General features: G+C 40.7%; 29 protein-coding genes. 21 read left to right on the top strand and 8 right to left on the bottom strand.

From position 1 onward, the window contains the following. Positions 1–54 precede the first annotated feature (54 nt). The 18 genes from Q1B03_RS19195 (at position 55) to gvpU (ending at position 11405) form a co-directional block, all read left to right on the top strand. Positions 55–1164, top strand: coding sequence for a mandelate racemase/muconate lactonizing enzyme family protein (locus tag Q1B03_RS19195; RefSeq protein ID WP_299745380.1), 1110 nt, complete (start codon positions 55–57; stop codon positions 1162–1164). A 12-nt stretch (positions 1165–1176) separates the two neighbouring features. Further along, positions 1177–1878, top strand: a complete 702-nt coding sequence (locus Q1B03_RS19190) for a GNAT family N-acetyltransferase (protein WP_299745378.1) — start codon at positions 1177–1179, stop codon at positions 1876–1878. Positions 1879–2340: 462 nt separating this feature from the next. Beyond that, a complete protein-coding gene (locus Q1B03_RS19185; RefSeq protein ID WP_299745375.1) occupies positions 2341–3516 on the top strand; it encodes a ParM/StbA family protein in 1176 nt (391 codons plus the stop codon). Between the two features lie 9 nt (positions 3517–3525). Continuing rightward, on the top strand, positions 3526–4119 hold the full coding sequence (locus tag Q1B03_RS19180) for a hypothetical protein (RefSeq protein WP_299745372.1): 594 nt from the start codon (positions 3526–3528) through the stop codon (positions 4117–4119). A 388-nt stretch (positions 4120–4507) separates the two neighbouring features. Continuing rightward, the gene (gvpA, locus tag Q1B03_RS19175) at positions 4508–4768 is read left to right on the top strand and encodes a gas vesicle structural protein GvpA (RefSeq protein ID WP_060674023.1); all 261 of its coding nucleotides are present in this window, start codon (positions 4508–4510) and stop codon (positions 4766–4768) included. A 50-nt stretch (positions 4769–4818) separates the two neighbouring features. Beyond that, a complete protein-coding gene (gene gvpT, locus Q1B03_RS19170) occupies positions 4819–5310 on the top strand; it encodes a GvpT/GvpP family gas vesicle accessory protein (protein WP_299745363.1) in 492 nt (163 codons plus the stop codon). A gap of 24 nt (positions 5311–5334) precedes the next feature. Beyond that, positions 5335–5808: a gas vesicle protein GvpQ gene (gene gvpQ, locus Q1B03_RS19165; RefSeq protein ID WP_299745360.1), complete on the top strand. Its 474-nt coding sequence runs from the start codon at positions 5335–5337 to the stop codon at positions 5806–5808. Positions 5809–5829: 21 nt separating this feature from the next. Next, positions 5830–6090 (top strand): gas vesicle protein GvpJ, encoded by a 261-nt coding sequence (gene gvpJ, locus Q1B03_RS19160; protein WP_299745357.1) that lies wholly within the window; start codon positions 5830–5832, stop codon positions 6088–6090. An 84-nt stretch (positions 6091–6174) separates the two neighbouring features. Beyond that, entirely contained in the window at positions 6175–6441 is a 267-nt protein-coding gene (gene gvpO, locus Q1B03_RS19155; RefSeq protein WP_299745355.1) for a gas vesicle protein GvpO, read from the top strand. A 28-nt stretch (positions 6442–6469) separates the two neighbouring features. Further along, complete coding sequence (gvpN, locus tag Q1B03_RS19150; protein ID WP_299745352.1) at positions 6470–7393, top strand: gas vesicle protein GvpN; 924 nt, start codon at positions 6470–6472, stop codon at positions 7391–7393. An 11-nt stretch (positions 7394–7404) separates the two neighbouring features. Next, positions 7405–8172, top strand: a complete 768-nt coding sequence (locus Q1B03_RS19145) for a GvpL/GvpF family gas vesicle protein (RefSeq protein ID WP_299745349.1) — start codon at positions 7405–7407, stop codon at positions 8170–8172. After that, positions 8172–8426 carry a gas vesicle protein GvpG gene (locus tag Q1B03_RS19140; RefSeq protein ID WP_299745348.1) on the top strand — a complete coding sequence of 85 codons (255 nt, stop codon included), beginning with the start codon at positions 8172–8174 and terminating at the stop codon, positions 8424–8426. The genes Q1B03_RS19145 and Q1B03_RS19140 overlap by 1 nt, the downstream gene beginning before the upstream one ends. Positions 8427–8436: 10 nt before the next feature. After that, positions 8437–9243 carry a GvpL/GvpF family gas vesicle protein gene (locus Q1B03_RS19135; RefSeq protein ID WP_299745345.1) on the top strand — a complete coding sequence of 269 codons (807 nt, stop codon included), beginning with the start codon at positions 8437–8439 and terminating at the stop codon, positions 9241–9243. Between the two features lie 23 nt (positions 9244–9266). Then, the gene (locus tag Q1B03_RS19130) at positions 9267–9542 is read left to right on the top strand and encodes a gas vesicle protein (protein ID WP_044340208.1); all 276 of its coding nucleotides are present in this window, start codon (positions 9267–9269) and stop codon (positions 9540–9542) included. Then, positions 9508–9792, top strand: a complete 285-nt coding sequence (locus Q1B03_RS19125) for a gas vesicle protein K (RefSeq protein ID WP_148970611.1) — start codon at positions 9508–9510, stop codon at positions 9790–9792. Before Q1B03_RS19130 ends, Q1B03_RS19125 begins: the two co-directional genes overlap by 35 nt. Positions 9793–9814: 22 nt before the next feature. Next, the gene (locus tag Q1B03_RS19120; protein WP_113969330.1) at positions 9815–10144 is read left to right on the top strand and encodes a gas vesicle protein; all 330 of its coding nucleotides are present in this window, start codon (positions 9815–9817) and stop codon (positions 10142–10144) included. A gap of 15 nt (positions 10145–10159) precedes the next feature. Then, positions 10160–10984, top strand: a complete 825-nt coding sequence (gene gvpT, locus Q1B03_RS19115) for a GvpT/GvpP family gas vesicle accessory protein (protein ID WP_299745338.1) — start codon at positions 10160–10162, stop codon at positions 10982–10984. Positions 10985–11003: 19 nt separating this feature from the next. Further along, the gene (gvpU, locus tag Q1B03_RS19110) at positions 11004–11405 is read left to right on the top strand and encodes a gas vesicle accessory protein GvpU (protein ID WP_299745335.1); all 402 of its coding nucleotides are present in this window, start codon (positions 11004–11006) and stop codon (positions 11403–11405) included. A 138-nt stretch (positions 11406–11543) separates the two neighbouring features. Here gvpU and Q1B03_RS19105 read toward each other — a convergent pair whose 3' ends face one another. The 5 genes from Q1B03_RS19105 to Q1B03_RS19085 form a co-directional block, all read right to left on the bottom strand. Beyond that, positions 11544–12020, bottom strand: a complete 477-nt coding sequence (locus Q1B03_RS19105) for a hypothetical protein (RefSeq protein ID WP_299745333.1) — start codon at positions 12018–12020, stop codon at positions 11544–11546. An 8-nt stretch (positions 12021–12028) separates the two neighbouring features. Then, positions 12029–12715: a hypothetical protein gene (locus Q1B03_RS19100; protein ID WP_299745330.1), complete on the bottom strand. Its 687-nt coding sequence runs from the start codon at positions 12713–12715 to the stop codon at positions 12029–12031. A 356-nt stretch (positions 12716–13071) separates the two neighbouring features. Further along, a complete protein-coding gene (locus tag Q1B03_RS19095; protein ID WP_098438646.1) occupies positions 13072–13329 on the bottom strand; it encodes a GlsB/YeaQ/YmgE family stress response membrane protein in 258 nt (85 codons plus the stop codon). Between the two features lie 74 nt (positions 13330–13403). Continuing rightward, on the bottom strand, positions 13404–14873 hold the full coding sequence (locus Q1B03_RS19090) for a phospholipase D family protein (protein WP_299745320.1): 1470 nt from the start codon (positions 14871–14873) through the stop codon (positions 13404–13406). Positions 14874–15006: 133 nt separating this feature from the next. Further along, entirely contained in the window at positions 15007–16353 is a 1347-nt protein-coding gene (locus Q1B03_RS19085; RefSeq protein ID WP_299745317.1) for an MFS transporter, read from the bottom strand. A gap of 145 nt (positions 16354–16498) precedes the next feature. Between Q1B03_RS19085 and Q1B03_RS19080 the strand changes: the two genes are divergently transcribed. Continuing rightward, complete coding sequence (locus Q1B03_RS19080) at positions 16499–17170, top strand: haloacid dehalogenase type II (RefSeq protein WP_299745314.1); 672 nt, start codon at positions 16499–16501, stop codon at positions 17168–17170. Between the two features lie 52 nt (positions 17171–17222). On the opposite strand, the gene Q1B03_RS19075 is transcribed toward Q1B03_RS19080, so the two are convergent. Beyond that, positions 17223–17837, bottom strand: coding sequence for an NAD(P)-dependent oxidoreductase (locus Q1B03_RS19075; RefSeq protein WP_299745311.1), 615 nt, complete (start codon positions 17835–17837; stop codon positions 17223–17225). Positions 17838–17977: 140 nt separating this feature from the next. On the opposite strand from Q1B03_RS19075, the gene Q1B03_RS19070 reads away from it, so the two are divergent. Beyond that, positions 17978–18307, top strand: a complete 330-nt coding sequence (locus Q1B03_RS19070; protein WP_299745308.1) for a CHY zinc finger protein — start codon at positions 17978–17980, stop codon at positions 18305–18307. 58 nt (positions 18308–18365) lie between these two features. After that, positions 18366–19310, top strand: coding sequence for a peptide-methionine (R)-S-oxide reductase MsrB (gene msrB / locus Q1B03_RS19065; RefSeq protein ID WP_299745306.1), 945 nt, complete (start codon positions 18366–18368; stop codon positions 19308–19310). A 34-nt stretch (positions 19311–19344) separates the two neighbouring features. Here msrB and Q1B03_RS19060 read toward each other — a convergent pair whose 3' ends face one another. Both Q1B03_RS19060 and Q1B03_RS19055 read right to left on the bottom strand, forming a co-directional pair. Beyond that, on the bottom strand, positions 19345–19869 hold the full coding sequence (locus Q1B03_RS19060; RefSeq protein ID WP_299745303.1) for a DinB family protein: 525 nt from the start codon (positions 19867–19869) through the stop codon (positions 19345–19347). A 146-nt stretch (positions 19870–20015) separates the two neighbouring features. Continuing rightward, on the bottom strand, positions 20016–20147 hold the full coding sequence (locus Q1B03_RS19055; protein ID WP_262372000.1) for a hypothetical protein: 132 nt from the start codon (positions 20145–20147) through the stop codon (positions 20016–20018). Between the last annotated feature and the right edge of the window lie 66 nt (positions 20148–20213).

Genomic DNA, 20213 nt, shown 5'->3' with positions numbered 1-20213 from the left:
ACGACATTATACCAATTTGCAAATAGTAGTGTAAATGAAAAGGAGTTATGACCTATGAAAATTATCGGATTAAACGTATATGCTATTCGTCTGCCTCTTCATGTTCCTTTTGTGGTAAGCTACCATACTTATCATGATATGCCTTCCATCATTGTAGAGATTGAAACCGACGAGGGGATCACAGGGTACGGGGAAGCAGTGGCAGATGAGCACGTTACAGGAGAGTCCTGGGAGAGTACTTATCATGTATTAAAGAGCACTCTAGGGCCTGCAGTGTTAGACCAGAATCCAATGAATATAGAGAGACTTCATGTTCTCATGAATGAATCCATATATGGTGTTCCAACTGCAAAAGCAGCCATTGACATTGCCTGCTTTGATATCATAGGGAAAAAGCTCTCTCAGCCTGTTTATCAATTGATTGGGGGACGTTATCATGAAGAATTTCCCCTTACACATGTTTTAAGCATCGCAGAGCCTGAAGAGATGGCAGATGAGGCAGCGCTCATGGTGGATAAAGGATATCTTTCTTTTAAAATGAAAGTAGGTACGGAAGTAAAAGCAGATGTCGAGCGTATACAAAAGGTTCGTGCAAGGGTAGGGAATCATATTGCCATTCGGGTTGATGTAAATCAGGGATGGAAAAACAGTTCGCAAACGTTAAAGGCTCTCCGCTCATTGGAGGGCATCGATTTGGATTGGATAGAACAACCGGTTCTCGCTGATGATATCGACGGAATGGTGACTGTAAAGTCCAAGACGTCCATGCCTTTAATGATTGATGAAGGTCTTAAAGGAACAAGGGAAATGCGAGAAATCATTCAAAAACAGGCAGCTGATAAAGTGAATATCAAATTAATGAAATGCGGTGGGATCTATCCTGCTGTAAAGCTTGCTCATCAGGCGGAAATGGCTGGAATGGAGTGTCAGATAGGCTCCATGGTAGAGTCCTCTATCGGCTCTGCAGCAGGCTTCCATGTTGCTTTTTCAAAAAGGGTCATCACAAGCGTAGAGCTGACGGGACCATTGAAATTTTCAAAAGATGTGGGTAATCTTGTCTATGATGTTCCTATTATTCGACTTTCTGATAAGCCTGGATTAGGGGTTGAGATAAATAAATCGGTGTTGAAAGAACTGACGGTGTTTCAAGATTCGATTGGATGAGGAGGACAGCGTGTGAACGCACTTCACGAAGGAAAGTTAATCAAGGAGAACAGATTGTATACTGTCCATAAATTATCTATGCTCCACATTGAAGAAATTCTTTCATTGCAAGATATAGTAGTCGCTGATTTAGAGGATAAAACACGTTTACAACCCCTCGCGCGAGTTGAATATGAGTATATTCTTAAGGGGAAGGGCTTGATGGTTGGTGCTTTTCTGGAGCAGGAACTTATTGCGTTCAGAGCGCTTCTTCAACCTGAAATCGATGAAGAACATTTGGGATTGGATATAGGATTAAATGAAGATGAGTTAAATCAAGTCATCTACCAGGAAATCTCGATTGTAGACCCCATTTACCGGGGAAATCGATTGCAGCAAGTGTTAGGCGCTGTCATTATGGAGGAACTTCCCAACCTTCCCGGTGATTTCACGTATATTAGCTGTACCGTAGCTCCCTTTAATATACCAAGTTTGAAAGATAAATTTGCTCAAGGTATGGAAATAGCGGCCTTAAAAAATAAATACGGCGATCAAATGCGCTATATATTTGTTAAAAAAGTAATGAAACAATCTGTGCAAGCCGACCGGAAACGATTGATCATTCCAATGGACGATTTTCACACGCAGCAATCACTCCTGACAACAGGTTGGCGCGGTATTGGCATGAAGAACCTTCAAGAGAAATATCATATTGAGTTCGTTAAGTATCAATGAACCTTTATCAACAGTAGAACTAATGTACTCATAGGAGCAGTCTCATTTTAAGGAGGCTGCTCTTTTCTTATGCCATTTTTTTAAAAGATTTGTTTGAACCTTTAGGATTCCTATTATTTTCACCATTGTAATAATTTAATAGATTACTAGAGTAGTGGGTTGATAGTTACAAATCCTCCACTAAAATATGGATGTAAACAAAAATGTATACAAGTATACAAATACGTACACAATTGTAAACAAAAATGTATACAAGTATACAAACAAGTACACATATTGATATATAGGGATGTGTACAAAATATGTATACAACGATACAATTTGTATACATATTGACCTTGATTACGCTGCGAATATTCGATAGAAAAGTAGGATTGACCGGAGAGGTGAAATTGTATACTCTGAGAGTAAGAGTTGAAATTTTTTGACAAATTCTTACTCATGAATGAAAGGATGATTTTAATGACGAATTCACGAATTGCAGCCATTGACGTTGGTAATGATTCTCTTAAAGGTATTTTTGGAAAGATGGACGCTGAGGTAAATATTCCGAACGTCATTGCCAGGGATATTGAAGATCGCCCAATTATCGGAATCGAAGAGCTGGATACACAAGACCCACTTGACGGCATACATATCCGTGTCCACTCCCCTACTCTTAAAGATAATAATGCGATTTATCGTGTCGGTAATCTGGCAACGAAGAGCAATAACTCTACTGAACTGGATCCGGGCAGCAGTAAATCAGAAGAAGATCAAACACTGGTGATGCTGTTTGCTTCCATTGCACTTGATGCAGCACGCAATGATTCTAATTTTAAGAAGAATAATAACGTTATAGAAGCAAATTACACATTGGGTACAGGTCTTCCACTTCGCGAAGTAAAGGAAGGAAAAGATGTAGGGTACCGTTCTAGACTGTTAGGTTCAGTACACCAAGTTGAGTTTCTGGTAACTCCTCGCTACCAAGGCATCAAAGTGAATATTAAATTTGATGAAGTAAAGGTTTATCCTGAAGGGTTTGCCGCATTCATCAATCTTGTTATGGATAACAATTTAAATATCATCAATAAGGACCTCATTGATAAACGCATCTTAATTCAAGATATCGGCGGCTTATCAACGGATATCGCTGTGATTAAAGATCGAAAAGTAGATGACGATAAAGCTCAAGGATTCAACCTTGGTGTGTCTGAGTCCCTTGAATGGATCCGTGAAGAAATCCGCTCAAGACACGGAATTGAGCTGGACAGCCGTCGTGATGTGGTAGAAATCATCACGAAGAAAAATGATCGTAATCATATTATGGTTAAAGGAAGCCGTACAAGCGTACACGATATCGTTGACCGTATTATGCTTGAACTTGCTAAGAAGCAATATCGTCACCTGCGCAATATGTGGCAAAAGAATTCTCAAACTGAAATCTGCTACTTCATTGGCGGAGGATCAAGTGTTCTTAAAGAATATATCAAAACGCTTAATAACAATCTTGATGGTTACAATATCGACTTCTTTGAAGATGAGAAAGAAAGCATTTGGATGATGGCGAATGCTTATTATAAGCTAATTGCAGACTTCTCAAGAAAGAATCAAAAACAAGCACAAAAAGAAGATCAAAAATTAGCGAAAACCAAATAGGGTGATTGTATGAATGGAAAAGGGATGTCGAGGGGACAGCCGATTACGTTTCGAATTCCTTCTGATACACCTGATCATGTTTTAAAGCATTTACAAAAACTTAAGGAAACGGAAAAACGAAATTTCTCCAGTAAAATTGCAGAGCTTGTATTAAATGGAGTAAATGATACGATTTCCAAACAGAGAGAAGCCATTACGATCCCCCTTCCGAAGGGATTGGATAAATCCCAGCGTGACTGGTTGAAGCATGAACACTCAGAAGCGTTGTTAGGCAGTATCGTGTACCAGCTGTTATCAAACCCGGTTCGTACTGCCTCCCTTCTAGCTTCCTTAAGCAGTAATTCATTGGATATTGATGAAGCCCTCTATCTTCAGGAAGAATCTGCGGCAAGTCACGATTCTTCAAGAGAGTGGTCCCTTGATCAAGTGATGGATGATACTCCAGAAGAAATAGTAGATGAGCGCTCTTACTCTACTGACGAAGAATTGGACAACTTTGACTGGGACAGTGCCATGAAGCCCCAGGAAACCGTTGAAGAAGAACCTAAAGAAGAATCGATGGAAGATCTCTTAGGTGATTTTCTATCCCAAATGAATAAATAGGAAAAGAACCAGAAGCAAAGCTGAAAAGCATAATGCTTCTGGTTCTTTTTTTGCAAAGGCTTATCATGAGAATCAATTACCCCCCCTCCCCCGATGAAAATCACACTTCTCCTCTAAATTCAAACCGATTCCTCCTTTAGAAACTGTAATCTATTTGTCTTATTTGAATTATTCCTTCTACAAAAATCCTTACAAGCTATATAACTGTAAGAAAGAAATATTACAGAGTGAAAGAAACGCAATCAAACATGTATAAAAAATGGCAGTTTATTTCAAATGATTCCCAGGACCTAGTTTAGGGTAGGTGTAAAACGAGGTAAACACCGATTAAACCGAATATAAAATTTGCACACAGTCATTGGCTACACCAATAAAGAGGAGAGATTCGATGAGTATTCAAAAAAGTAACGATAGCTCAAGTCTCGCAGAAGTAATTGATAGAATCCTGGATAAAGGAATAGTCATTGATGCATTTGCCAGAGTTTCCTTAGTGGGAATAGAAATTCTTACAATAGAAGCGCGAGTCGTCATTGCAAGTGTAGATACATGGTTACGATATGCAGAGGCAGTTGGGCTCTTAAGAGACGAAGTCCAAGAAGAAGGTTTAGCCAAGCAGGAAAATGAAAGAGGAACAGCGTTTAGCATTTAAACAAGTAAATTAAATATAGTTTTACTATTTTTGTAGAAAAGAGGATGAATATGGCAGAAACAAAAAGCAGTCAACAAGTAGAAGAAACGAAAAACATTGAAGAAAACGGAGAGCAATCAGCTGAAAATAGACAATCCATGAATTATGCGATTATCGGTGGAGTAGTCGGAGCTGGTATCGGGTTACTTTCAAATCCAGGTACAGGAAAGAAAGTAGTGGACAGTTTAGGGAAATCAGAAGTGATGAAAGCAGCAAGTAAGGAATTGCGAAGATCAGCACAGGAATTTCTGACAGAGCAAGCCATTATCACATTAAGACAATCTGCTACCGGATATATGAGCAAGCTGGAAGGTGGCAGGCTTGCACCTAAGAAGAAAAAAGAAGAGGTATCGGAAAACACTGATGCCAAGGCAGATAGCGGTGAACATTCTTCTAATAATTCAGAAGAATTAGAAGAAATCAAAGAAGAAAACAAGAATTTGAATGAGCGTTTAGAACGTATTGAAGAAATGCTTAACAGCTTAGTGGAGTCTAAGAAATAATCGCATCCCTGAAGGGGGCATTACATGAGTAAGCCGGTGAAAAAAGCAGTTGGGAAGATGGCTAAAAAAGCATACGATCACGCCCCGGAGCCCGTGAAAGAAAAAGTGAAAGATTCGATAAAAGAGAAGGCGAAAGAAACATTTGTAAACAGTGTCGAAGGCGGTATTCAATCAAAAGCCAATGAAGCATCTGAGAAGTTAGAGAAGGCCAAAGAGAAAAATGCTGATAATGTTCATACCAAAGCTGAAGAAGCAAAGGAAAAAGTACAGGATGTCCTGCTCTCCGTTCGAGAAAAATTAGGCAATGCAAAAGAAGCAGGAGAAGAATTTCAAAAGAAAATCTCTTCATCCAATGATAAACAAACAAAAGTTAAAGGTGTCGCAAATATTAAGGGGGCGAGTGACATCAAGAGCTCCTTTAATATTAAAAGTTCTACAGAAATTAAAAGTTCGGAAAATATTAAATCATCGAAAGACATTAAGACCATCTGTTCTTAAACACCGGAAGGAGAATAACAATTGGCTATTCAAAAGAGTAATAATAGTTCGAGTTTAGCGGAAGTAATTGACAGGATTCTCGACAAAGGTATCGTCATTGATGCCTTTGCAAGGGTATCTGTAGTTGGGATTGAAATCTTAACGGTTGAAGCAAGGGTCGTCATTGCCAGCGTAGATACATGGTTGCGTTATGCAGAAGCTGTTGGCCTGCTTCGGGATGATGTCGAAGAAAACGGTCTTGCTACTCAGCAGAACGAAAGAAGCTCCCAGTTTAGTGTTTAAACAGGGGCAGTGGAGAAAAGAAAGTGAAAGGGGGCCATTATTGGCACCCTCCCGCTTTCATAACAGTAGGAGTAGGAGGCGACTATGGTTATCAAAGAGATTATGAATAATGTTACCGACTTCTTCAATGAACATGTAGCCCCGGTCCATAAGATTACGTCAGTGGAACTGACAGAAGATGAAGGCTGGAAGCTTCAAGTCGAGGTAATTGAAGAAAAAGAATATATGAAGAAATATGCTAAAGACGAAATGCTTGGAACATATGATGTTCAACTCAATAAAGAAAAGGAAGTCACATCATTTAAACGACGGGATATCCGTTACAGAAGTGCCATTGGACAGGAAATGTAGTGGATGAGCGAGTAGGAGGGAATTGTAAGTGACGGTCTTAACAAAACGGATCAAAAAGGATAGCAGGGCATTAATACAAGACGATGAAACGAAAGAATTGCTTTCGCGCTCATTGCAATACCTTAAAGCTGGATATCCTGTACATTTTACAGGTCCTTCCGGAGCCGGGAAAACCTCTCTTGCAATCGCTCTGGCGAAGAAGAGAAAAAGACCGGTTATGCTCATGCATGGTAACCATGAATTAAATAATAAAGATTTAATTGGTGATTTCACAGGGTATACGAGTAAAAAAGTGATCGATCAATATGTTCGATCAGTCTATAAAAAGGACGAAAGTGTCACCGAGACATGGAGAGACGGGCGATTACTGGAAGCAGTAAAGAATGGCTATACCCTTGTATACGATGAATTTACAAGATCTCAGCCGACAACGAATAATATCTTCCTATCTATTTTAGAAGAGGGGATCATCCCTTTATATGGATCGAAATTAACGGAACCTTTTATTCGCGTACACCCGGAATTTGCAATCATATTTACTAGTAATCCTGCAGAATATGCAGGGGTTTACCAAACGCAGGACGCTCTCCTGGATCGGTTAATTACCATTAACGTAGATTACAAGGGAGCAGAAAAAGAGGCAAAGATTGTATCCGAAAAAGCAAACTTGGTTATGAGTGAAGCAAGAGCGATTACAACCCTTGTATCTACATTACGTGATCAATGTACAAACGGAAAGAACGGACCGAGCTTGCGTGCTTCCTTAATGATCGCAAGGCTCGCCATTGAATCAGACATTCCCATAGACGGTAAGGATTCAGACTTTCAACGTCTATGTATTGATATAGTAGCACATAGTCTAAGTCGATGTATCGACGAAGAAAACCCACAAAAAAAAGCAGAACGATTAATTATAGATGCATGTAAACATATGAAGGTATCTGAGGAATAAAGGAGAGTTTCATGATGAGTAAGGAAGAAATGGGAATCTATATATTTTGTGCCATTCAAACAGAAGAAGACGATCAATTTGGCTCCATTGAAATTGAAGGCGAGGAACGCGAGACGTTCACGATCAGATATAAGGACTCCGCGATGGTAGCAGCAGAAGTACCGATGAAAATCTATCATCCCAAGAAGCAGAATCTTCTCATGCACCAGGGTGCCGTATCACGGGTGATGGATCAAAAGGATACGGTCATTCCGATCAGCTTCGGGAATGTCTTTAAATCAAGAGACGATGTGCAGGCTCTTCTGGAAAACCTTTATCCTCAGTTCGAAACCCTTTTCCCGGCAATTAAAGGGAAAATCGAGCTAGGGTTAAAGGTTATCGGTAAAAAGGAATGGCTGGAAGCGATGGTTAAAGAAAACCCGCAGGTAGAAAAAATGGCATCAGCCGTTAAAGGGAAATCTGAATCTGCCGCGTATTATGACCGCATTCAGCTTGGAGGAATGGCTCAGAAGCTATTTACTTCCCTTCAAAATGAGGTGAAGCAGGAAGTCTATGCCCCCCTTGAGGAAACAGCCGTATCAGCAAAGGCAAATGACCCTTCAAGTGAGAAAATGCTTCTCAACGCTTCTTTCTTAATTGATCGGGACCAGGAAGAAGTGTTCGATCAAAAGGTCAATGAAGCCCATGAAAAATGGAAGGATAAGGTCGAATTTAATTATAGCGGCCCTTGGCCGGCTTACAATTTTGTCAACATACGCTTGAAGGTTGAGGAAGGCTGATGATTCATAAATTGGTGAGTGCACCAATTAATTTAGTCATTAAAGTCGGCGAAAAGATTAAAGAAGAAGCAGACAAAGAATTGTACGACCTTCCTACCATTCAACAAAAATTGATTCAGCTTCAAATGATGTATGAATTAGGTGAAATCCCTGAGAAAGCATTCCAGGAAAAAGAAGATGAGTTACTAGCACGATATGAAATTGCGAAACAGATGGAAATGGAGCAATGGGAAGAACTAACGAAAAAGAAATAAGGGTGATCAGATGAGCGATTTACTTTATTTATACGGCTTAATCCCAACAAAAGAAGCAAATGAAAAGGCCCTTCCCTCCATGAAAGGATTCGATGGAGAAGGTGAACTATATACGATTGAAAACGGCGAAGTGACAGCAATTGTCTGTGATCTGCCACCGGATGAATACTCAGAAGAAACCATTAAGGACAAAGTCGATAACGATATGGACTGGCTTCAGGAAAAAGCGTTTCATCATCACGAAACCGTACTGATGGTTTCCAAGATGTATACCATCATTCCCTTGAAGTTCTGTACATTGTACAAGAACAAGGATAGCCTTATGGCCACGATAGAAGGCAATCGAAACAAGCTGGAAACGACCTTCGCACAGCTGGATGGTAATGAAGAGTGGAACGTCAAAATCTACTGTGATGATAAGCTGCTGAAGAAGCAGGTAAGCGAAAGCAACCCGTCTATCGAAGCCAAAAGAAAAGAAATCAGTGAATTACCAAAGGGCAGGCAGTTCTTTGAAAAGAAAAAAATCGATCAGCTGATTGATCGGGAACTTGAAAATGAAAAGAATCGTCTCTGTGAAGAGGTTCATGAAAAGCTGAAGGAACATTCCCTCCATGGAAATATCAAAAAGAATTGGAGTAAGGATGTCACAGGCAGACAAGAACATATGGCTTGGAACAGTGTGTTTCTCCTTCCAGTATCCAATGTTGATGAATTTGTAGAGGAAATTAAGCAATACGAAGAAGAACTGGGACACGCAGGTTGGAAAATTGAAGCATCAGGCCCTTGGCCACCTTATCATTTTTCTAGTTTTTCTTAATCACAAAACAAGGAATGAGAAATATGACAGTTAGAGAATCAATCGAGAACAAAGATATTGCCCTTATAGATATATTGGATGTCATTCTCGATAAAGGTGTGGCGATAAAGGGAGATTTGATTATATCCATTGCAGGTGTCGACCTCGTGTATCTGGATTTGCGAGTGCTGATTTCCTCAGTAGAGACATTGGTTCAACACAAGCAAGGGACGCGTAAAACGGTAACGTCCGATCAATTCGATAAAGAAAGGGAGGGATTGATTCATGCCACAGGCCAGCGGGACAAATGGGCGAATTAATTTCGACCCGGAAAAAGCAGAACAAGGCTTAGCGCAACTTGTATTGACCGTTGTAGAACTATTAAGGCAAATCGTCGAAAGACATGCAATGCGGCGTGTCGAAGGCGGTACTTTAACGGATGAACAAGTGGAGAATTTAGGCATAGCCCTGATGAACTTAGAAGAAAAAATGGAAGAGTTAAAAGAGGTATTTGGTCTTGATGCAGAAGACTTGAATATAGATCTTGGTCCTTTAGGGAGCTTAATGTAATGCCGATTAGGGAGGTTACATGATGGGAATGGAGCATCCGGTACAATCCAACACAATCGTGGATGTATTAGAAAAGATTTTAGATAAAGGAGTTGTCGTAGCAGGGGATATTACGGTGGGAATTGCCGATGTCGAGCTGCTCACGATTAAAATCCGCTTAATCGTTGCTTCCGTAGATAAAGCGAAAGAAATAGGCATGGACTGGTGGGAAAATGACCCGTACTTAAGTTCCAAAGCCGCAGATAACAACACGAAAGCACTTGAAGAGGAAAATAAGAAATTACAGGAACGATTGGAATCACTTGAAAAGAAACTGGATACGAACCGTCTTAACACGGCGGAAACAAACTAATTGGAGGTTTTACCGATGGCAGAAAAAAATACGCAAAACACAACAGTTGAGAATCAAGGACAAGAAAAGAATTCAACAAACGAGAACAAAACAAGAAGAAGCGGCCCTATCAAGAGAACCGTAGCTGGAAGTCTGTTGGGAGCAACTGTAGGATATCTGGCAACACCTGAAAATGGAAAAAAACTATTAGATCGTATCGATCAAGAGAAAATCAAAAGCAAAAGCCTGGACTTCGGGAAAGCAGCAAAAGAAAGATCCAGAAAAGCCGCTGTGTCCCTAAAATCATCAACAGCCAATCTGTTTAAGCGTGATAAAGATGAGGAAGCATCTGAAGACACGGAAACGGCCGTAAATTCAACAGAAACAAACAGCTCTGAAGAAGAGTCAAACCAGGACTATGATGCGCTTAAACAGGAAAATGAAGAACTTCAGGACCGTTTGCAGCAATTAGAAGAGAAAATGAATCAAATTGCCGCGACACGTGAAGATGGAAGTGATGAAGAGGAAGACGAGGATGAAGAAGAAAAAGAAGAAACCTCTTCAAGTAAGAAAGCTTCTAAAAAGTCTAAAGAAGAAGCAACAGATGAAGAAGATGACGATGAAGAAGACGAAGACACTAGTGAAGATGAAAATGAAGAAGATGAAGATGATAGCGATGATGAGGAAGAAGCCTCTAGCAAAAAGAAATCTAACGGTAAGTCAGGCTCTACAAAGGGCAAGAAACGTTCTACCCGCAAGTCAAGCGCTAAAAGTAAAAAATCTGCTAAGAAAGATGATGATAAAGACGAAGATCAAGAAGAAGATACAACACTCTCTACCGAAGACGACACAGTAGCTTAACGATAAAGGAGATGTGAAGATGAGTTTAGAATCTGGTACAGGAAAGGATAGCATCTTAGAATTTTTTGTACAGGCATCAAACAAACATGACTTTTCATTAGACATCACGTTAAACGTCAAGGGAGCCGTCATAACGGGTACCCTTGTTTCTGCAAAGGAATACTTCGACTCATTAAGTGAAACCTTCGAGGATGGCAGTGAGGTAGCACAGAAGCTGAGTGAGGAGCTTGCCAGAGCCGGGGAATCTGTAGATGAAAACCAAAATGCTGAAGCCCACTTTATTCACTTGAAGAACACAAAGGTATATTGTGGCGACAGCAAGCCGACCCCTTCAAAAGGGAAGATTATGTGGCGTGGTAAATTAAGTGAGATTGATGGCTTTTTCTTAGGAAAGATTTCTGAATCGAAGAGTAGTAAATAATAAAGAGCAACTGAACATAGAGTTCAGTTGCTCTTTATTATTTGAAAGAACGATACTTTGAATTATTTCCCGGGCAGAATATAACTTCAATTAAAAACAAGCTCCTTTCCAATGCTATGGAAGGGAGCCTATCAATGTTTATTTCTTCTGCACGTTGAGCGTTTCTGTACTGTTTGCTGGAATGGTAAGTTGTACTTCAAGATACTGCTTACGATCAGATGCATAATTCTGAAGAACTTCGCCTGTTGATACGTTATAATTTCCTTCTGTCATATATAAGGGGATGGTGACGGTTAAAGGTTTGTTTAAACGATTTGTCACTTCCACCTGTTGTGATGACGCACTCCCGTCATTACTTGTCTGGTAGGCAGCATCAAAGGACATCGTCCCACCTTTGGTATCACCATTTTGATAAACAGGGATTGAGTGGCCGGTTTCTTCATAATTGTAAAATTCGATCTGACCATCTTGAACAGAAAAACCCCTGAATCCGACCCACGGCTTACCAGTTAATTCAATCGCTGTGGTCGTTGTATATAAAATGCCATCTTCTTTCGTTACGTTATCAATATGAGTGTGCCCGTGGAGACTAACGGTTACATTGTTTTCTTTCATGACATTGATTAATTCTTTAGCATTTTCTCCATGCCATTGCTGGTCATATTTGATTCCCAGTTTTTCCCCGAGTAGTGCTTTGCCAAAGCAGGATCTACAGAGGATGGATCTTCTGGATCACCAAGATTCCGAGGGGAACCAATATGAGTATCCGTCATATGCAAGAAGGTAAAATCCTTTTTGTACTCGTCCACTACTTTAACGGAATGTGGTTGTTCATCGTTGATCCTTTGTCCATTTCCAGTGTAGGCTACTTGTAAATCATATAGCTTTTGTGGAGTATTTTCAGGAATCGTGACAGTGACATCAACGATGGAGGAGCTGTCCTTCCAATGAGATTGTCCTTGTTGAACTGATTTGACAGGTAAATCATACTCACTAGTCTGAGAAGAGTGGTTTGTCTGCTTTAATTTGACACTCCATGATCCCGCTTCTTTACCCTGTGTGTCGATTTTTAAGGTAAGGTCCTCACCTTTCTTTTTAATGGCTGGTGTTGCGAATAGCGGGTAAATAATCTGGTTTACCTTCGGATCCAGGGAGATATTTGGAGCGGAATCCAGATAATGAGTACTGTTGCCGATACCGCCATCCCTTTCACCAGCTGAACTAAAAGGGGTTTCCAGTGCTTTCGCTGATAGAGGAAGAATCGATAATATTACAAGTGAAGCGAAACTTTTTTTGAACCATTTTTTCATTTTGGCTGCCTCCTTTTCTGCTTTAAGAGTATCTACCATATGTAAAGGAAGTGTTGATTCTTTTTTACAAATGAGGATTGGGAATGATTACCGACTTTGATTGGATATAGAGGTTTTCCGTTTGCTTAAAACGGGTAAACAACCTATAACAAAGGAGGTTACCTGCATGAAACGTTTAATTGGAAGACTGATCAAATGGGGACCTATTATTTACCCGTTTTATAAGAAGTATCGGAATAAAAGAAGACATAAGAAATCTATGACGTATTAAGAGGGCAGCCATCATTGGCTGTTTTTTTTTATATATTTTTAAGGGCAAATAAAAAACCCCTGGAATTCAGGGGTTTCAGTGTTTTTTAATGAGAAGTCTTTCTCATACCTCTTAACAGTAAGCTTAACAGGAATACAAAGATAATAGCTCCCAGTAAGGCTGGAATGATAGCGATTCCTGCAAGTGATGGTCCGAAGCTTCCTAGAAGTTCTCCACCGATCCATGCACCGATGATACCTGCGATGATGTTCCCGATGATTCCACCAGGAACGTTTTTACCTAATATAAGACCAGCTAACCAACCGATGATCCCACCTACGATTAAGTACAAGATAATACCCATTTTTCTAACCTCCATTTAATGTTTTTGTGATGTGTTGTTACTGATTTAATTCCCTTTTCTTGTGGGATTAAAACCTAATATGTCGTTACTTGGAAGATTTTTTGCAAGATATACATGACATATTTAAAGGCAGGCAGTTTATCCTGATATTCCTCATATTTAACGGTGTAGGTGCCATCATCGTTGTTCCAGATACGGTTAAAATACTGATCAATATCCGACATGGTTTTGCTGTCAGTTGGGGCCACAATCTTTATGTTCTCTTCTAAGTTATAATCATCTAAGTTTCTCGATGTGTAATTACTGGATCCCCCGATGACAGTACTCTCTTTTTTCCCTTTTATATAAATGAATTTAGTATGGTATTGTTCCTTATTGGTGTTATACCACCGAATTGTAATATGGTCATTGTCCAGGTTGTGCAGCTCTGATGCGATTGGCAGGTTGGGTAACCCTATCTTTTCTTGACCGAAGGCATTCTGATTGGGGTCAAGCACTAATCGTACCTCTACTTCACGGTCTGCAGCATCCCCTATGGCATCGATAATGTCCCGATCCGCAAGATAGAACATCCCGATCCAGACTTCATCTCCTTTATTGGCATTATTCATAGCGTTTACGACACTTGTTTGAACTTTCTTTTCAGTAAGGATTTGTGCTTTAACGGAGCTCTCTTTAGAAGAAAGCTTTTTAATAGACTGATCTAAGTCTTCCTCTGTAGGAAATGCCTCTACGTTCCCCCCTGAAAAAGCAGCGACTGCCTTTTCGGCTTTTACCATGTCCTTGAGGATTTCTCCCTTGACCTTGAATCCGATATTAGAGTGAAACCCACTTGCATCGTGGGGATTGGCGGAAAGTATTAGTCCCTCCCTTTCAGTGATGACGACTTTTCGGTGATTGGCTTTAACATTTAATAGTTTTAAATACGATCTCATGGTTACCTTGGGTGCAGATGAAGCCATAGGGTTAGGGAGCCAGCCATAGCCATCCTGACCGAACCAGCCCAGAGCGGTCCTCCACACCCCCGAGTATATGATATTGGGATCCCTGAGGCGGTTTAGATCGGTATAAATGACTTCAGCCCCGAGATCCTCTAAAGGCTCTAATTGCTTTGCGGAATGGGACCCATACGTGGTATTGACGATATCACTGATGAAGACAACCTTTAAATCAGGTTTCTTCTTCATCTGTGCTTGAATCGTTTTCGATAATTTTTCACTGATTCTCGGGTAATCACGATCACCCTTTGTATATCCATTTACTAAAAATAAGTCCAAGATAAGAAAATCCTCTGCTTCTTCAATGGTTTGGTATACTTCATCAAAGATCGAATGGTCATAGAGTTCTTTCCCATCCTTTTGGTATGTAAGGTCGTATAAGAACTCCACATCCTTTTCGGGTATGGTATAGGTATTACCTGCATAGGATATTCCCGGAGGCAACGGCTTAACGCGGTGGTATACCATAACGACGGTAAGGATCAATAGGAGGACACCCCCGATCCACCAGCTTTTCTTCTTATACCACTTTTTCTTTGTTTTCAATTGAATTCCCCTGTTCTACTGTTTTTTTCTTACTATACCCTTATTGGTAGTGGAGGAATCCATTCAGGCTAATATGAGCACTATTTATTTACAAATAATAAGGTCCAGGCAGATATACTGCCTGGACCAGATTTTATTGATGGTTGATTCTCTTGCGGTACAAGAATAATAGAATAAGGGATAGTGTCATTAATACGATCAGAACAAGGAATGTATTCTGAAATGAACGGACTGGGAAATCTGCTCCGCCCATCTCGACAATGATTCCTCCTAGAACAGAACCAGACGCACTGCCTACGAAGTGGGTAAGCTGTTTCATGCCGATTCCTGAAGCAATCAGCTCCTTACTCATGACACGGGATACTTCATTGGTCGAGCTTGACGAAAGACTTGAAAAGCCAAAGCTTGTAAACATATAAGCCAGCATAATCATGTATTCATTGAGGGGTGATAAGATATAAAAGATGACGGTTGAAATGATCAGAAGGATATGAGCAAGGAACATCACCCTCATATTTCCATAGCGATCAATCAGTCTCCCGACATATACAGCTGCCACTGCCGACAGCATCGCACCCGGAAAGATAATGAATCCAACTGCTGTGGGATTTTTACCAAATACATGCTGAAGCATAAGAGGCATGACGATTAGAATCGCAAAGTGAGTGGCGAAACCCAGGAAACTCATATATAGAATCTGACGGTATCCTTTGTCCCGTATCAAACTGGGTTGAATAAAAGGTAGTTCGATCTTATGGATCCGAATCCACAATCCTCCAAAGAATACAACGGCACCTGCGAAATAATACCAGTGGAACGTTGAAATGAACAGCAGAAAGAACGTAATTCCGATTCCGGTTAAAAGGCCTCCCCATACATCAAAGTACCCTTTCCTGGTCGTCTCATCCGGCAGGAAGCGGTAGAGTACAGGTATCATTCCAAGGACACATAACGTGATTAGAAATAAATAGTTCCAACTTAAATAATCGGTAATCACGCCACCTACGACGGGCCCTAATCCAAAGCCCAGGGAAGAAGCTGAGGCAATCATAGCCAATGCCCGGCCGCGTCTTGCCATCGGGACAAAACGTCCGGCAAACACCATGGATAACCCAGGAATGGCTGCAGCACCTGCCGCTTGGAATAAACGGGAGATCAATAGCCAGGTAAAGGTATGAGCAAAGAAACCTATGAACGATGCCAGCCCGAAAATGGAAATGCCCAGGATAAGCAGCCTCCTGATGGGAATGTAGTCTGCCAGGCGCGTATATGTAATGGTGCAAATGGCGAGTACGATAGAATATCCCGATACAATCCAGGCTCCTTCAGAAGGGGCTAAAGAGAAATCCTTTAAGACATTGGGGAGTGCTACATTAAACATGGTGGTATTCATGACAACCAGCCAGACGGTTAAGCTCAAGAACAGAATCGTCTTTGTATAGGAAGGAGATGCCTGTGCATGTGGTAGTTCTGCATTCATCGTGACCACCTCCATAATATATTTAGATACTCGAAGTAATATATCATAAAAAACGTGAATGTGAAATGAATTCGCTTAGAGGTGAAAAAGTTTAATTTATTTAAAATGGTCTATTATATAAGAAGAATGAAAGAGGAGGATGCGTATGTCAAATCTCAATATAAAGGCTTTTGTGTTCGATGCGTATGGAACTCTTTTCGATGTTCATTCCGTCATTGAAAAGTGTAATGAACTCTTTCCTGATAAAGGGAAGGAAATCAGCCAGGTGTGGCGCCAGAAGCAGTTGGAGTATAGTTTTTTACGTCAATTAATGGGTACGTATACGACTTTTTTTACAATAACGAAGGATGCTCTCCATTATGCGGCTAAGCAAGCAGGAGTTGACCTTACTGAAGTAAAAGAGAAGGAATTGCTGGAGGCTTACCTGGAATTAAATCACTACGAAGAAGTAGGGAGTGTATTGCAAGAACTGAAACTTTATCAAAAAGCCATCTTTTCCAATGGTTCACTGGATATGCTATCTCCTCTTGTTGAGCAATCTTCCTTTGGGCATTTGCTGGATGAGGTTTTGTCAGTTGATGAAGTGAAGCAGTTTAAACCAACCCCGATGTCTTACCAGCTTGTTCTTGAAAAGCTTGGGATCAGAAGAGAAGAAGTGTTGTTTATGTCTTCTAACCCATGGGACATTGCAGGAGCGACGAACTTTGGATTCTATACGGCTTGGATAAATCGTCAGGATAAAGTGATGGATGAATTAGGGGTCAAACCGCATTTTGTATATAAGGATTTAACCGGTATTCTGGAACATATGGGGTAACGAATAGGGATTGTTCTGTCTTGGAGATAAGATAGAATAATCCCTTGATTTTTTAGTAAGCTAAACCAATGGATTCATCCATATGCTTCTCTTGAACTATGCTTTGAAGCAGGAAGTGAGCGACATCAGCGCGGCCAATCTTTCTTCCCTTCGACGGAATCAATTCTACGTCTTGACGGTACGATTTCGATAGAGGCTGGGTAGTCAATTGCATGGGTCTGGCAATCGTATAGTGGACGCTGCTTTTCATTATTTGTCCCACAGCATTCCTGTGATCCATTAAAACATTCCGAAGAATGAACTGAATGATCTTTCCTTGAAGGCCTGGTATTTCTTTATGAATACCAGCTGATGCCACATAGGCAATTCTCGTGATGCGATGTATCTCCATCCCCTTCAGGATATTTGTGGTCATATTGGTAAGGACGTTTGTTTTCTTCAATCCATCGGAACCTAAACAGGATATAACGGCTTCTTGCCCCGTTAATGCTTCTCTCACTTCTGTAGCGTTCAGAGCATCCCCTTTTACGAAAGTTAATTGCGGACTATCTTCTTCCAATTTAGAAGGATTCCGAACAAATACAGTGACTTCATGGCCATCTGCCAATGCTTGCTTCACTACTTCCTTGCCTGTTCCGCCGGTTGCTCCGAATACAATCAATTTCAAGAATCTTCCCCTCCCTTTCTTTTATTATTCATTGTATAGTACAGATAGATAATTAGGCTAGAATGAAGCTAGTAGTTTACGGTTTTAGTAGGAATAGTGACTATGTATATCGAAATTTACTGCATAAGGGGAGGATGATTATGACTGAAAAGCTGATAAAGGTGACCGGTGTGGAAGTGGATTCGAATACAAAGTGTAAACATTACCGAACAAGGAAGGATATCATCGCCATTAAATTTAAATGCTGTAACGCCTATTACCCTTGTCATACATGTCATGATGAAATGGCAGATCATGAACCTGTCCGATGGGGGAAGGATGAATGGAATGCCAAGGCGGTACTTTGTGGCGAGTGCAAAAGTGAGTTAACGATTTTACAGTATATGAACTGCCAATCGGTATGTCCCCATTGTCGAGCCTCTTTTAATCCGGGGTGTCAACATCATTATCATCTTTATTTTGAAGGATGAGTTTGTGTGAGAACGAAGGGTCATTAAATGTTTCACGTGAAACGAAAGGAGCGTTGAAATGGAGAAAGCAACCTTTGCTGGAGGATGTTTTTGGTGTATGGTGGAACCCTTTGATGAGCAGGAAGGAATTGAAAGTGTTGTATCCGGTTATACAGGGGGTGATATGGCCAATCCAACTTATAAAGATGTGACGTCAGGAGGGACAGGACATTATGAAGCCGTCCAAATTACATTCGACCCTGATCGGTTCCCTTATGAGAAACTGCTCGATCTTTATTGGAAACAAATTGACCCTACTGATTCAGAAGGGCAGTTCAATGATCGGGGTGACTCCTACCGTACAGCCATTTTTCATCATAACCACAATCAAAAAATGCAGGCCGAGGAGTCAAAACGAGAGCTGGAGAAGAGTGGAGTATTTAAGGAGACTGTTGTGACACAGATTCTCCCCGCACGTGAGTTTTATCCTGCAGAAGCTTATCATCAGGATTTCTATAAGAGAAATGCCTTTCGCTATGCACTTTATAAGCGTGGATCCGGACGAGAGGATTTCTTGAACAAATATTGGCCAAAAGATCGATCCCATTTAAAAGAACATCTGACGGAAATGCAATACTTCGTTACACAGGAAAATGGAACAGAGCCTCCTTTCGAAAATGAGTATTGGGATAATAAAGAGGAAGGGATCTACGTGGATATCGTTTCAGGTGAGCCTTTATTCACCTCAAAAGACCAGTATGATAGTGGGTGCGGCTGGCCAAGTTTTACAAAGCCTGTCATGGATGCAAGCGTCAAAGAACAATATGATCTCTCTCATCGTTCTACAAGAATCGAGGTAAGAAGCAGGGAAGCCGATTCTCATCTCGGGCATGTGTTCACAGATGGACCCGGTCCTAAAGGTCTTCGGTATTGCATCAATTCTGCTTCTTTACGATTTATTCCTAAAGGGAAATTAGAAGAAGAAGGGTATGGGGATTTTTTAATTTTGTTTAAAGGCAGATAAAAAGACATGGCAGCACAAGAGCCGCCATGTCTTTTTATCTTTCTATCTTCTCTTCAACTTTTTCCCAAAGATTTTCAATTCCTTGTACACGCTTAATAGACGTTATGGCTCCTTGATGTAAGCCTTCATGCCAGTTAGCAAAGGAAAGAACTTCACCCAAAGTGGTAAACGTAGTATGTTCACCAAGGACAAACGGCTTCTCTCCTGTTTCATCCAAACGACCGGAAAACGCTTCTTTCATCCTTTGCGGTTGTGCCTCCAGTTTCTCACGAAGTTCCTTCAGTGTAGGGGGTGTGAGCGCATTCCAAGTGGAAGGGCTTGTATGAAAGCCAAATAACTCCCCATATTCAGGTGGAAGTGTTTTACGGTCGTTTTCCCCTACAAAGGAGAATAACAGGTTTTCCTGAGACAGCAGGATATGTCCTAAATTCCATCGGATAGAATTTCTGAATCCTGGAGGCATTTCATCCGCCTGCTGTTCCGTTGTCGCATCAAGAGCAGCCAGTGTGCGAAGCCGAATGAATTCCATTTGTTGAAATAACATTTGTTCTTGCATCATCTATTCCTCCTAATCAATTTCTCTATAACGTATTCGAGGTCGGCAGTGAGATTCCTCTACGAAAAGATGAACGGATCAGGAGAAAAAAGAAAAGAATAACCTGATGCAGCGGTACTGCCGGTTATTCTTCAATCAGCTAGTCGTTACTAGTCTTGTGGTCGGTTTTTCTTCGTATTCGCTTGACCGGTTGTAAACTCCACTAATTCAGAACTTGTTCGATTTTGTTTAGCATTCGTATTACTTTGAGCATTACGGTTACCTTTTTTAGTACGTCCCATTCAGAATCCCTCCCCAAATAGTAACTCAAGCCTTTATAGTTTGAGACATAATCGAGGAAATATTCT

The organism is uncultured Rossellomorea sp., assembly GCF_947488365.1.
GTDB lineage: Bacteria > Bacillota > Bacilli > Bacillales > Bacillaceae_B > Rossellomorea.
The sequence above is the reverse complement of the archived record's forward strand: the minus strand, read 5'-3'. Positions and strand labels throughout refer to the sequence as shown.